The 13,048-nt window shown below is 52.8% G+C and carries 13 protein-coding genes; 8 read left to right on the top strand and 5 right to left on the bottom strand.

Annotated elements, in window-relative coordinates:
- Positions 1–41 precede the first annotated feature (41 nt).
- From ACJHYW_RS13625 to dnaA, 5 genes are all read right to left on the bottom strand, one after another.
- Entirely contained in the window at positions 42–440 is a 399-nt protein-coding gene (locus tag ACJHYW_RS13625; RefSeq protein WP_001330689.1) for a YidB family protein, read from the bottom strand.
- Between the two features lie 143 nt (positions 441–583).
- Positions 584–2,998, bottom strand: a complete 2,415-nt coding sequence (gene gyrB / locus ACJHYW_RS13630; RefSeq protein ID WP_000072062.1) for a DNA topoisomerase (ATP-hydrolyzing) subunit B — start codon at positions 2,996–2,998, stop codon at positions 584–586.
- 28 nt (positions 2,999–3,026) lie between these two features.
- Entirely contained in the window at positions 3,027–4,100 is a 1,074-nt protein-coding gene (gene recF / locus ACJHYW_RS13635) for a DNA replication/repair protein RecF (protein ID WP_000060112.1), read from the bottom strand.
- The gene (gene dnaN, locus ACJHYW_RS13640) at positions 4,100–5,200 is read right to left on the bottom strand and encodes a DNA polymerase III subunit beta (protein WP_000673464.1); all 1,101 of its coding nucleotides are present in this window, start codon (positions 5,198–5,200) and stop codon (positions 4,100–4,102) included. The genes recF and dnaN overlap by 1 nt, the downstream gene beginning before the upstream one ends.
- Positions 5,201–5,204: 4 nt before the next feature.
- Positions 5,205–6,608, bottom strand: a complete 1,404-nt coding sequence (gene dnaA / locus ACJHYW_RS13645) for a chromosomal replication initiator protein DnaA (RefSeq protein WP_000059111.1) — start codon at positions 6,606–6,608, stop codon at positions 5,205–5,207.
- Between the two features lie 296 nt (positions 6,609–6,904).
- Between dnaA and ACJHYW_RS13650 the strand changes: the two genes are divergently transcribed.
- The 8 genes from ACJHYW_RS13650 to tnaA all read left to right on the top strand — a co-directional run bounded on the left by ACJHYW_RS13650 (position 6,905) and on the right by tnaA (position 13,024).
- The gene (locus ACJHYW_RS13650; RefSeq protein ID WP_122134670.1) at positions 6,905–6,985 is read left to right on the top strand and encodes a hypothetical protein; all 81 of its coding nucleotides are present in this window, start codon (positions 6,905–6,907) and stop codon (positions 6,983–6,985) included.
- Between the two features lie 229 nt (positions 6,986–7,214).
- A complete protein-coding gene (rpmH, locus tag ACJHYW_RS13655) occupies positions 7,215–7,355 on the top strand; it encodes a 50S ribosomal protein L34 (RefSeq protein ID WP_000831330.1) in 141 nt (46 codons plus the stop codon).
- 16 nt (positions 7,356–7,371) lie between these two features.
- Positions 7,372–7,731, top strand: coding sequence for a ribonuclease P protein component (gene rnpA / locus ACJHYW_RS13660; RefSeq protein ID WP_000239730.1), 360 nt, complete (start codon positions 7,372–7,374; stop codon positions 7,729–7,731).
- Positions 7,695–7,952, top strand: coding sequence for a membrane protein insertion efficiency factor YidD (yidD, locus tag ACJHYW_RS13665; RefSeq protein ID WP_001307474.1), 258 nt, complete (start codon positions 7,695–7,697; stop codon positions 7,950–7,952). The genes rnpA and yidD overlap by 37 nt, the downstream gene beginning before the upstream one ends.
- A gap of 2 nt (positions 7,953–7,954) precedes the next feature.
- The gene (gene yidC / locus ACJHYW_RS13670; RefSeq protein ID WP_000378258.1) at positions 7,955–9,601 is read left to right on the top strand and encodes a membrane protein insertase YidC; all 1,647 of its coding nucleotides are present in this window, start codon (positions 7,955–7,957) and stop codon (positions 9,599–9,601) included.
- 105 nt (positions 9,602–9,706) lie between these two features.
- Entirely contained in the window at positions 9,707–11,071 is a 1,365-nt protein-coding gene (gene mnmE, locus ACJHYW_RS13675; protein WP_001282361.1) for a tRNA uridine-5-carboxymethylaminomethyl(34) synthesis GTPase MnmE, read from the top strand.
- Between the two features lie 242 nt (positions 11,072–11,313).
- A complete protein-coding gene (gene tnaC, locus ACJHYW_RS13680; RefSeq protein ID WP_001364348.1) occupies positions 11,314–11,388 on the top strand; it encodes a tryptophanase leader peptide in 75 nt (24 codons plus the stop codon).
- Between the two features lie 220 nt (positions 11,389–11,608).
- Positions 11,609–13,024, top strand: coding sequence for a tryptophanase (gene tnaA / locus ACJHYW_RS13685; protein ID WP_001295247.1), 1,416 nt, complete (start codon positions 11,609–11,611; stop codon positions 13,022–13,024).
- The last annotated feature ends 24 nt before the right edge of the window (positions 13,025–13,048 follow it).

Raw genomic sequence — 13,048 nt, forward strand, 5'->3', positions numbered from 1 at the left:
GAAAAGGGGGATGCAATGCGGGTTGCATGCTCCCCATTTGCTTAGCGGAAGAGTTTCCCTTTCAGCAGTTCCATGCCTGCGGAAAGCAGATCGTTATTGGCTTGTGCTGACACTTCACCTTGCGGTGAGAGTGCATCAATAATCTTCGGCAATTGTTCTGCCAGTAAACTGGAAGCTGTACTGGTATCCACGCCCAGTTTTTGCCCGAGATCGGACACCGCATTTGTGCCGAGCGCTGATTCCAGTTGCTCGCCGCTAACTGGTTGGTTGCCCTGTTGATTACTCAGCCAGGTTGAGAGAATGGCACCTAAACCGCCACTTTGCAGTTTTTCCAGCAGCACCTGAATGCCGCCCTGCTCCTCAACCCAGCTCAAAATCGCCTGATATTTCCCCGCATCGCCTTTCAGAAAGGCACCGACAACTTCATCAAAAAGCCCCATGATAATCACCTGTAAAGCGTTACGTGTTGACCCAAAAAGTATAGATCTGCGGGATGATAATTGCGGATTGCAGAAATAAAAAGGGCGGAGATGATCTCCGCCCGGACTGACGACTAAGTCATTTTATCAGCAACAAAAAGCCATTAAATATCGATATTCGCCGCTTTCAGAGCGTTCTCTTCAATAAACGCACGGCGCGGTTCAACGGCGTCGCCCATCAGCGTGGTGAACAACTGGTCGGCAGCAATCGCATCTTTAACGGTAACGCGCAGCATACGACGGCTTTCCGGGTCCATGGTGGTTTCCCACAACTGTTCCGGGTTCATCTCGCCCAGACCTTTATAACGCTGGATGGAGAGGCCGCGACGGGACTCTTTCACCAGCCAGTCCAGCGCCTGCTCGAAGCTGGCTACCGGCTGACGACGCTCGCCACGTTCGATAAATGCATCTTCTTCCAGCAAGCCACGCAGTTTCTCACCCAGCGTGCAGATACGACGATATTCGCCGCCGGTGATAAATTCGTGATCCAGCGGATAGTCAGTATCCACACCGTGGGTACGCACGCGAACAATCGGCTCGAACAGGTTTTGTTCGGCATTGGTATGGACATCAAACTTCCACTGGCTGCCGTGCTGTTCTTTATCGTTCAGTTCGCTGACCAGCGCGTTCACCCAGCGGGTAACGGTTTGCTCGTCAGAAAGGTCGGTTTCCGTCAACGTCGGCTGATAGATAAGCTCTTTCAGCATTGCTTTCGGATAACGACGCTCCATGCGGTTGATCATTTTCTGCGTCGCGTTGTACTCAGACACCAGTTTCTCTAACGCTTCGCCAGCCAGCGCCGGTGCACTGGCGTTGGTGTGCAGCGTTGCGCCATCCAGCGCGATAGAGATCTGGTACTGATCCATCGCTTCGTCGTCTTTAATGTACTGTTCCTGCTTGCCTTTCTTCACTTTGTACAGCGGCGGCTGAGCGATGTAGACGTGACCGCGTTCAACGATTTCCGGCATCTGACGATAGAAGAAGGTCAACAGCAGCGTACGAATGTGCGAGCCGTCGACGTCCGCATCGGTCATGATGATGATGTTGTGATAACGCAGTTTGTCCGGGTTGTACTCGTCACGACCGATACCACAACCAAGCGCGGTGATCAGCGTCGCCACTTCCTGAGAAGAGAGCATCTTATCGAAGCGCGCTTTCTCAACGTTGAGGATTTTACCCTTCAGCGGCAGAATCGCCTGGTTCTTGCGGTTACGCCCCTGCTTCGCAGAGCCGCCCGCGGAGTCCCCTTCCACCAGGTACAGTTCAGAGAGCGCCGGATCGCGTTCCTGGCAGTCTGCCAGTTTGCCCGGCAGGCCCGCTAAGTCGAGCGCACCTTTACGGCGGGTCATTTCACGCGCGCGACGCGCAGCTTCACGGGCACGGGCAGCATCGATAATTTTGCCAACCACGATTTTCGCGTCGGTTGGGTTTTCCAGCAGGTATTCCGCCAGCAGTTCGTTCATCTGCTGTTCAACCGCCGATTTCACCTCAGAAGAAACCAGTTTGTCTTTGGTCTGGGAGGAGAATTTCGGGTCCGGCACTTTCACGGAAACGACCGCAATCAGGCCTTCACGCGCATCGTCACCGGTGGCGCTGACTTTGGCTTTTTTGCTGTAGCCTTCTTTGTCCATGTAGGCGTTCAGGGTACGGGTCATCGCCGCACGGAAGCCTGCCAGGTGAGTACCGCCGTCACGCTGCGGAATGTTGTTGGTAAAGCAGTAGATGTTTTCCTGGAAGCCATCGTTCCACTGCAACGCCACTTCGACGCCAATACCGTCTTTTTCAGTGGAGAAGTAGAAGATATTCGGGTGGATCGGCGTTTTGTTCTTGTTCAGATATTCAACGAACGCCTTGATGCCGCCTTCATAGTGGAAGTGGTCTTCTTTGCCGTCGCGCTTATCGCGCAGACGAATGGAAACGCCGGAGTTGAGGAACGACAACTCACGCAGACGTTTCGCCAGAATTTCATATTCGAACTCGGTCACATTGGTGAAGGTTTCGAGGCTGGGCCAGAAACGCACCATGGTGCCTGTTTTTTCAGTCTCGCCGGTAACCGCCAGCGGAGCCTGCGGTACACCGTGTTCGTAGATCTGACGGTGAATTTTACCCTCGCGCTGGATAACCAGCTCCAGTTTTTGCGACAGGGCGTTTACTACCGAAACACCAACGCCGTGCAGACCGCCGGACACTTTATAGGAGTTATCGTCAAATTTACCGCCTGCGTGCAGAACGGTCATGATCACTTCCGCCGCCGATACGCCCTCTTCCGGGTGAATACCGGTCGGAATGCCGCGCCCGTCATCCTGTACAGAGACAGAGTTATCGGCGTGAATGGTGACGATAATTTCTTTACAGTGACCCGCGAGCGCTTCGTCGATAGCGTTATCTACCACCTCGAATACCATGTGGTGCAGACCGGTGCCGTCATCCGTGTCGCCGATATACATACCCGGGCGCTTACGCACCGCATCCAGCCCTTTCAGGACTTTGATACTGGAGGAGTCATAAGAATTCGACATCAACGTTTCTCGCTCATTTATACTTGGGTTAATCCGTTATTTTACCCTTTTCCACGGTAAACATCTTCGAATTTTCGTCCGACATGTCTATAACGTGTTCAGCACTGATCGCGCTGACAAAGACCTGTGATTGCGTCGCTTTTAAGCGGCTGGCAAGCAGCCCGCGACGCTCATCATCAAGCTCAGAGGCAAAATCATCTATCAGGTAGAGACACCGCCGCCCGCTTTCACGGGTGAGGAACTCTCCTTGCGCCAGACGTAAGGCGCACATCAACAGCTTAAGCTGCCCACGCGATAAGGTATCTTCCACCGGCGCACCGTCGGCGCGAATGCGTAAGTCCGCTTTATGCGGGCCGTGCGCGGTGTAGGTTAGCTGGCGATCGCGTTCAAAATTACGTTCCAGCACCTCAGCGTACTCTGTCTCTTTCTCCCAGCCGCGCTGGAAAGAGAAAGTCAGAGAAAACTCAGGGAGAAATTGCTTACAGGTATCAGCCATATCGGCTGCGATACCGGCGCTATACTCCGCGCGCCAGGTGCTGATTTGCTCCGCCAGCGGGATCAGTTCTTTATCCCACGGGCGTAGCTGTTCGTAACGAGTCACCTGTCGCAGCGCCGCATTGCGCTGCTTGAGCAATCGCTTGAGATTGCTCCAGGCGGTGAAAAATCCGGGTTCGTTGTGAAAGCATCCCCAGTCGAGGAATGCTCTTCTGTATTTGGGGCCGCCGTTGAGTAAAGTAAACCCTTCTGGCGTTATCAGCTGCATTGGCATCAGGTGCGCCAGCTCCGCGACTTTATGCCCGTCAGTACCGTCGATGCGGACTTTGCTGTCGCCCTGTTTGTCTTTGGTTAAGCCAATCGCCGTCTCGCGCTCTTCGCCCTGCAAACGCCCGTGGAGAACAAACGCCTCCTGCTCATGGCGAATGACGCGACCAATCTGCAAACTGCGAAACGCCCGACCGTGGCCGAGCGTATAGATGGCTTCCAGCACGCTGGTTTTGCCACTACCGTTGGCACCTACCAGAAAGTTAAAGCCGGGAGATAAAGCGAGATCCGCGGTTTCGATATTGCGGAAATCGCGGATCAACAAGCGGGTGAGGGACATTACAGTCTCATTGGCATGACAACATAGGCAGCCGACTGTGATGCGGCATCTTCAATCTGCACGCTGGAAACCGAATCGGTCAGCATCATGCGGACGTTTTCGCATTTCAGCGCGTTGAGAACATCCAGCACATAGCTGACGTTGAAGCCGATTTCCATCTCCGCACCGCTATAGGTAACGTCGAGGATCTCTTCCGCTTCTTCCTGTTCTGGGTTGTTGGCGGTGATTTTCAGCTGGTTTTCGCTGACATACAGACGCACGCCGCGGAATTTCTCGTTAGAGAGAATTGCCGCACGGGCAAACGCCTGCTTGAGCAGATCACAGCCAGCTTCCAGATGCTTGTCCGGGTTCTTCGGCAGAACGCGACGGTAATCCGGGAAGCGACCATCCACCAGTTTCGAGGTGAAGATAAAGTCGCCAACGTGGGCGCGAATGTTGTTGCTGCCAATCTGCACGCGCAGCGGATTGTCGCCGCCGTCGAGCATACGCATCAGTTCAATCACGCCTTTACGCGGCACGATCACCGAATGGCTTGGCAAAGATTGACCAATTGGCATTGAACAGACCGCCAGACGGTGACCGTCGGTCGCCACGGTGCGCAGTTCTTCACCTTCAGTTTCGAACAGCATACCGTTTAAGTAATAGCGAACGTCCTGATGCGCCATAGAAAACTGGGTCGCTTCAATCAGACGCTTCATCGTCGCCTGCGGCAGGGTAAATTCGACTTCGCTCTGCCAGTCATCAAGATTCGGGAAATCCGCCGCTGGCAGGGTAGACAGCGAAAAACGGCTACGCCCGGAGCGCACCAGCATCCGCTCACCTTCCAGCTGCACGGCAATTTCTGCGCCTTCAGGCAGACCACGGCAGATATCAAAGAATTTGCGCGCTGGAACGGTCGTCGCCCCTGGTTCGTGTGGCTGAACCAGCGCAACGCGTGCCACCATTTCCATCTCGAGATCAGTACCGGTCAGCGACAACGTACCGTCAGCAACCTGTAACAGCAGATTACCGAGAATCGGTAGCGTAGGACGACCACCTAACGGCCCGCTCACCTGTTGTAGCGGTTTTAATAAATGCTCACGTTCTACGGTAAATTTCATAGGTTTACGATGACAATGTTCTGATTAAATTGGAAAAATCTTCTTTGATATCGTGGCTCTCTTCACGCAGCTGCTCGATCTTACGGCAGGCATGAAGCACCGTCGTGTGGTCACGGCCACCAAACGCATCGCCAATCTCCGGCAGACTGTGGTTAGTCAGTTCTTTCGCCAGCGCCATCGCCATCTGGCGCGGACGCGCCACCGAGCGGGATCGACGCTTGGAAAGGAGATCCGCGACTTTGATCTTGTAGTACTCCGCCACCGTCTTCTGAATATTGTCGATGGTGACCAGTTTTTCCTGCAATGCCAGCAAGTCGCGCAGCGCCTCACGCACGAAGTCGATGGTGATCGCACGTCCGGTAAAGTTGGCGTTAGCAATAACGCGGTTCAGCGCGCCTTCCAGCTCACGTACGTTAGATCGTAGACGCTTGGCGATAAAGAACGCCACTTCGCCCGGCAAACGAATGTCGTTTTCGTCTGCCTTTTTCATCAGGATCGCCACGCGGGTTTCCAGCTCTGGCGGTTCGATCGCCACAGTCAGTCCCCAGCCGAAGCGGGATTTCAAACGATCCTCAACGCCGTTGATCTCTTTCGGATAGCGATCGGAGGTGAGAATGATCTGTTGATTACCTTCCAGCAGGGCGTTGAAGGTGTGGAAAAACTCTTCCTGAGATCGTTCTTTATTAGCAAAAAACTGAATATCGTCGATCAGCAGTGCATCTACGGAACGGTAGTAGCGTTTAAACTCTTCGATCGCGTTGTTTTGCAGGGCTTTAACCATGTCCTGAACAAAGCGCTCGGAGTGCATATAAACCACTTTGGCATTCGGCTTGCGCGCCATAATGCCGTTACCCACCGCATGCAGCAGGTGAGTTTTACCCAAACCCGTGCCGCCATAAAGGAACAACGGGTTATAAGCACCGCCAGGGTTATCTGCCACCTGGCGAGCCGCCGCGCGCGCCAGTTGGTTAGATTTACCTTCAACGAAGTTATCAAACGTGTGTTTGACGTTTACGTTAGAACGATAGGTCGGTTCTGCCGGAGCCGGGACGTTATCCCAACCCGAGCGCGTAGAAGGCGCAGCACGTTGCGGCTGCGTTTGCGCCACCTGTGCAGGGGCCGCGACGTTGCTCGTCACTGCCGCTTGTGGCGTTTGCGTCACCGGTTTGGTGCCGACTTCAAAACGCAGCTGTGGGGCATCCGCTCCGCAGAAACTGGTTAGCAGTCCATTGATATTATTAAGGTACTTGTCCCGTACCCAATCGAGGACAAAACGGTTTGGCGCGTACAGGGCCAGCGTGTTATCGCTCAGTTCCGCCTGCAATGGGCGTATCCACATACTGAATTCTGTGGCTGGTAACTCATCCTGCAATCGGGCAAGACACTGCTGCCAAAGCGAAAGTGACACGGCGGACTCCACTCGAACAAAAGTCGATAATGACTAAGGCTGAAACATTCATGATTGTTGACGTACGTCGAAAAGACCCTGCATGAGGGTGACGCACGAACCGCTGTCTGCGGTTATATGCCCGATCAAGATCCTGCAAAACGATCGGGACCGCGGATCATAGCCTAAACTGCGCAAGAGATCTTCTGTTTCTCACAGATTTTCCCGATTTATCCACAGGACTTTCCAGAACTCGCTAAGTGTAAACGATCCTGCCGCGGGCCGGGCACGATTTACGCCGCATATTGGAAAATTTAATGACCATAGACAAAAATTGGCTTAATCGATCTAATAAAGATCCAGGACGATCCTTGCGCTTTACCCGTCAGCCCGTATAATCCTCCACCCGGCGCGCCATGCTGGTTTTCACTGGTGTGAGGCCGTACGTTTTCCCCGCGAAAAGGTGCGGAAAAGCGCGGTAAATAAGGAAAGAGAATTGACTCCGGAGTGTACAATTATTACAATCCGGCCTCTTTAATCACCCATGGCTTCGGTGTCCATCGTTTCATTTTTCGGCGGATATCCAATAAAGCCATTGAATTTATTCAAGTTTAGGTAGAAATCGCCATGAAACGCACTTTTCAACCGTCTGTACTGAAGCGCAACCGTTCTCACGGCTTCCGTGCTCGTATGGCTACTAAAAATGGTCGTCAGGTTCTGGCACGTCGTCGTGCTAAAGGCCGCGCTCGTCTGACCGTTTCTAAGTAATAAAGCTAACCCCTGAGTGGTTAAGCTCGCATTTCCCAGGGAGTTACGCTTGTTAACTCCCAGTCAATTCACATTCGTCTTCCAGCAGCCACAACGGGCTGGCACGCCGCAAATTACCATTCTCGGCCGCCTGAATTCGCTGGGGCATCCCCGTATCGGTCTTACAGTCGCCAAGAAAAACGTTCGACGCGCCCATGAACGCAATCGGATTAAACGTCTGACGCGTGAAAGCTTCCGTCTGCGCCAACATGAACTCCCGGCTATGGATTTCGTGGTGGTGGCGAAAAAAGGGGTTGCCGACCTCGATAACCGTGCTCTCTCGGAAGCGTTGGAAAAATTATGGCGCCGCCACTGTCGCCTGGCTCGCGGGTCCTGATAGCCCTCATTCGGGTCTATCAACGCCTGATTAGTCCGCTACTCGGGCCGCATTGTCGTTTCACTCCAACCTGTTCAAGCTACGGAATTGAGGCATTGCGCAGGTTTGGAGTGATAAAAGGCAGTTGGTTGACGGTGAAACGCGTATTAAAATGCCACCCTTTACACCCTGGTGGTGACGATCCCGTCCCGCCCGGACCATTTGATACCAGAGAACACTAACGATGGATTCGCAACGCAATCTTTTAGTCATCGCTTTGCTGTTCGTGTCTTTCATGATCTGGCAAGCCTGGGAGCAGGATAAAAACCCGCAACCTCAGGCCCAACAGACCACGCAGACAACGACCACCGCAGCGGGTAGCGCCGCCGACCAGGGCGTACCGGCCAGTGGCCAGGGGAAACTGATCTCGGTTAAGACCGACGTGCTTGATCTGACCATCAACACCCGTGGTGGTGATGTTGAGCAAGCTCTGCTGCCTGCTTACCCGAAAGAGCTGAACTCTACCCAGCCGTTCCAGCTGCTGGAAACTTCACCGCAGTTTATTTATCAGGCACAGAGCGGTCTGACCGGTCGTGATGGCCCGGATAACCCGGCTAACGGCCCGCGCCCGCTGTATAACGTTGAAAAGGACGCTTATGTGCTGGCTGAAGGTCAAAACGAACTGCAGGTGCCGATGACGTATACCGACGCGGCAGGTAACACGTTTACCAAAACGTTTGTCCTGAAACGTGGTGATTACGCTGTCAACGTCAACTACAACGTGCAGAACGCTGGCGAGAAACCGCTGGAAATCTCCACCTTTGGTCAGTTGAAGCAATCCATCACTCTGCCACCGCATCTCGATACCGGAAGCAGCAATTTCGCACTGCACACCTTCCGTGGCGCGGCGTACTCCACGCCTGACGAGAAGTACGAGAAATACAAGTTCGATACCATTGCCGATAACGAAAACCTGAACATCTCTTCGAAAGGTGGTTGGGTGGCGATGCTGCAACAGTATTTCGCGACGGCGTGGATCCCGCATAACGACGGTACCAATAACTTCTATACCGCTAATCTGGGTAACGGCATCGCCGCTATCGGCTATAAATCTCAGCCGGTACTGGTTCAGCCTGGTCAGACTGGCGCGATGAACAGCACCCTGTGGGTTGGCCCGGAAATCCAGGACAAAATGGCAGCTGTTGCTCCGCACCTGGATCTGACCGTTGATTACGGTTGGTTGTGGTTCATCTCTCAGCCGCTGTTCAAACTGCTGAAATGGATCCATAGCTTTGTGGGTAACTGGGGCTTCTCCATTATCATCATCACCTTTATCGTTCGTGGCATCATGTACCCGCTGACCAAAGCGCAGTACACCTCCATGGCGAAGATGCGTATGCTGCAGCCGAAGATTCAGGCTATGCGTGAGCGTCTGGGCGATGACAAACAGCGTATCAGTCAGGAAATGATGGCGCTGTACAAAGCTGAGAAGGTTAACCCGCTGGGCGGCTGCTTCCCGCTGCTGATCCAGATGCCAATCTTCCTGGCGTTGTACTACATGCTGATGGGTTCCGTTGAACTGCGTCAGGCACCGTTTGCACTGTGGATCCACGACCTGTCTGCACAGGACCCGTACTACATCCTGCCGATCCTGATGGGCGTAACGATGTTCTTCATTCAGAAAATGTCGCCGACCACCGTGACCGACCCGATGCAGCAGAAGATCATGACCTTTATGCCGGTCATCTTCACCGTGTTCTTCCTGTGGTTCCCGTCAGGTCTGGTGCTGTACTATATCGTCAGCAACCTGGTAACCATTATTCAGCAGCAGCTGATTTACCGTGGTCTGGAAAAACGTGGCCTGCATAGCCGCGAGAAGAAAAAATCCTGATTCGGTGAGTTTTCGCTAAAATAAGGGCGGTCAGTTGACCGCCTTTTTTCTTTTCGTAGGGCGGATAAGCACCGCGCATCCGCCACACAAAGCAACAGGAACATCATGAGCGATAATGACACTATCGTAGCCCAGGCCACGCCTCCGGGACGTGGCGGCGTTGGCATCCTGCGCATCTCCGGCCTCAAAGCCCGTGAAGTTGCCGAAACCGTGCTGGGTAAACTGCCAAAGCCGCGCTACGCCGATTATCTTCCGTTTAAAGACGCCGACGGCAGCGTGCTCGATCAGGGGATTGCGCTATGGTTCCCTGGCCCGAACTCGTTCACCGGCGAAGATGTGCTGGAACTGCAAGGTCATGGCGGTCCGGTGATCCTCGACCTGCTGTTAAAACGCATTCTGACCATTCCCGGCCTGCGGATTGCCCGCCCTGGTGAGTTTTCCGAACGCGCATTTCTGAACGATAAACTCGACTTAGCCCAGGCCGAAGCGATTGCGGATCTTATCGACGCCAGCTCGGAACAGGCGGCCCGTTCGGCGCTAAACTCGCTGCAAGGCGCATTCTCCGCACGGGTCAACCATCTGGTGGAAGCCCTCACCCACTTGCGCATTTACGTCGAAGCGGCAATTGATTTCCCGGATGAAGAGATCGATTTCCTCTCCGACGGCAAAATTGAAGCCCAGCTCAATGACGTGATTGCCGATCTTGATGCAGTGCGTGCTGAAGCACGTCAGGGTAGTTTGTTGCGCGAAGGGATGAAAGTAGTGATTGCCGGACGTCCTAACGCCGGTAAATCGAGCCTGTTAAACGCGCTGGCGGGCCGTGAAGCGGCAATAGTAACCGATATCGCCGGAACCACGCGTGACGTGCTGCGTGAGCATATCCACATTGACGGAATGCCGCTGCATATCATCGATACCGCCGGACTACGTGAAGCCAGTGACGAAGTAGAACGTATTGGTATCGAGCGCGCGTGGCAGGAAATTGAACAGGCCGACCGCGTGCTGTTTATGGTCGATGGCACCACGACAGACGCCGTTGATCCGGCAGAGATCTGGCCGGAATTTATCGCCCGTCTGCCAGCGAAACTGCCGATCACCGTGGTGCGCAATAAAGCCGATATCACCGGCGAAACGTTGGGGATGAGCGAAGTGAACGGTCATGCGTTAATTCGTCTTTCGGCGCGGACTGGCGAAGGCGTGGATGTGCTGCGTAACCATCTCAAACAGAGCATGGGCTTTGACACCAATATGGAAGGCGGCTTCCTGGCGCGTCGTCGTCACCTACAGGCGCTGGAACAGGCGGCAGAGCATTTGCAGCAAGGTAAAGCGCAACTGTTAGGTGCCTGGGCGGGTGAACTGCTGGCGGAAGAGTTGCGCCTGGCGCAGCAGAACTTAAGCGAAATCACCGGGGAATTTACTTCAGACGACCTGTTGGGGCGGATTTTCTCCAGCTTCTGTATTGGTAAGTAACTGCGCTTACGAAGCCGTATTCTGACTGTCAGATGCGGCTTCGCTTCATTGTTAGCACTCCTGTTACTCCTCAACCCTTTTTTTAAACATTAAAATTCTTACGTAATTTATAATCTTTAAAAAAAGCATTTAATATTGCTCCCCGAACGATTGTGATTCGATTCACATTTAATCAATTTCAGAATAGACAAATTTCTTGAGTATTATACTGTAGCCTCGTGTCTTTCGAGGATAAGTGCATTATGAATATCTTACATATATGTGTGACCTCAAAATGGTTCAATATTGACAACAAGATTGTCGATCACCGCCCTTGATTTGCCCTTCTGTAGCCATCACCAGAGCCAAACCGATTAGATTCAATGTGATCTATTTGTTTGCTATATCTTAATTTTGCCTTTTGCAAAGCTCATCTCTCATTTATTTACTTGTTTTAGTAAATGATGGTGCTTGCATATATATCTGGCGAATTAATGGATATTGCAGATGTAATATTCACAGGGATCACTGTAATTAAAATAAATGAAGGATTATGTAATGGAAAACTTTAAACATCTCCCTGAACCATTCCGCATTCGTGTTATTGAGCCAGTAAAACGTACGACTCGCGCTTACCGTGAAGAGGCAATTATTAAATCCGGTATGAACCCGTTCCTGCTGGATAGCGAAGATGTGTTTATCGATTTACTGACCGACAGCGGCACCGGGGCGGTGACGCAGAGCATGCAGGCCGCGATGATGCGCGGCGACGAAGCCTACAGCGGCAGCCGCAGCTACTATGCGTTAGCCGAGTCAGTGAAAAATATCTTTGGTTATCAATACACCATTCCGACTCACCAGGGCCGTGGCGCAGAACAAATCTATATTCCGGTACTGATTAAAAAACGCGAGCAGGAAAAAGGCCTGGATCGCAGCAAAATGGTGGCGTTCTCTAACTATTTCTTTGATACCACGCAGGGCCATAGCCAGATTAACGGCTGTACCGTGCGTAACGTCTATATCAAAGAAGCCTTCGATACTGGCGTGCGTTACGACTTTAAAGGCAACTTTGACCTTGAGGGATTAGAACGCGGTATTGAAGAAGTTGGCCCGAATAACGTGCCGTATATCGTTGCAACCATCACCAGTAACTCCGCAGGTGGTCAGCCGGTTTCACTGGCAAACTTAAAAGCGATGTACAGCATCGCGAAGAAATATGATATTCCGGTGGTAATGGACTCCGCACGCTTTGCTGAAAACGCTTATTTCATCAAGCAGCGTGAAGCAGAATACAAAGACTGGACCATCGAGCAGATCACCCGCGAAACCTACAAATATGCCGATATGCTGGCGATGTCCGCCAAGAAAGATGCGATGGTGCCGATGGGCGGCCTGCTGTGCATGAAAGACGACAGCTTCTTTGATGTGTACACCGAATGCAGAACCCTTTGCGTGGTGCAGGAAGGCTTCCCGACATATGGCGGCCTGGAAGGCGGCGCTATGGAGCGTCTGGCGGTAGGTCTGTATGACGGCATGAATCTGGACTGGCTGGCTTATCGTATCGCGCAGGTGCAGTATCTGGTCGATGGTCTGGAAGAGATTGGCGTTGTCTGCCAGCAGGCGGGCGGTCACGCGGCATTCGTTGATGCCGGTAAACTGCTGCCGCATATCCCGGCAGATCAGTTCCCGGCACAGGCGCTGGCCTGCGAGTTGTATAAAGTCGCCGGTATCCGTGCGGTAGAAATTGGCTCTTTCCTGTTAGGCCGCGATCCGAAAACCGGTAAACAACTACCATGCCCGGCTGAACTGCTGCGTTTAACCATTCCGCGCGCAACATATACTCAAACACATATGGACTTCATTATTGAAGCCTTCAAACATGTGAAAGAGAACGCGGCGAATATTAAAGGGTTAACCTTTACCTACGAACCGAAAGTATTGCGTCACTTCACCGCAAAACTGAAAGAAGTTTAATTAATACTACAGAGTGGCTATAAG

It is taken from the genome of Escherichia sp. WS3063 (assembly GCF_046486595.1).
Classification (GTDB): domain Bacteria; phylum Pseudomonadota; class Gammaproteobacteria; order Enterobacterales; family Enterobacteriaceae; genus Escherichia; species Escherichia coli.

Excerpts from the sequence above, each read along its gene's own strand:
- ACJHYW_RS13625 (WP_001330689.1), bottom strand. The coding sequence starts at position 440 with ATGGGGCTTTTTGATGAAGTTGTCGGTGCCTTTCTGAAAGGCGATGCG.
- gyrB (WP_000072062.1), bottom strand. The coding sequence starts at position 2,998 with ATGTCGAATTCTTATGACTCCTCCAGTATCAAAGTCCTGAAAGGGCTG.
- recF (WP_000060112.1), bottom strand. The coding sequence starts at position 4,100 with ATGTCCCTCACCCGCTTGTTGATCCGCGATTTCCGCAATATCGAAACC.
- dnaN (WP_000673464.1), bottom strand. The coding sequence starts at position 5,200 with ATGAAATTTACCGTAGAACGTGAGCATTTATTAAAACCGCTACAACAG.
- ACJHYW_RS13650 (WP_122134670.1), top strand. The coding sequence starts at position 6,905 with ATGACCATAGACAAAAATTGGCTTAATCGATCTAATAAAGATCCAGGA.
- rpmH (WP_000831330.1), top strand. The coding sequence starts at position 7,215 with ATGAAACGCACTTTTCAACCGTCTGTACTGAAGCGCAACCGTTCTCAC.
- yidD (WP_001307474.1), top strand. The coding sequence starts at position 7,695 with ATGGCGCCGCCACTGTCGCCTGGCTCGCGGGTCCTGATAGCCCTCATT.
- yidC (WP_000378258.1), top strand. The coding sequence starts at position 7,955 with ATGGATTCGCAACGCAATCTTTTAGTCATCGCTTTGCTGTTCGTGTCT.
- mnmE (WP_001282361.1), top strand. The coding sequence starts at position 9,707 with ATGAGCGATAATGACACTATCGTAGCCCAGGCCACGCCTCCGGGACGT.
- tnaA (WP_001295247.1), top strand. The coding sequence starts at position 11,609 with ATGGAAAACTTTAAACATCTCCCTGAACCATTCCGCATTCGTGTTATT.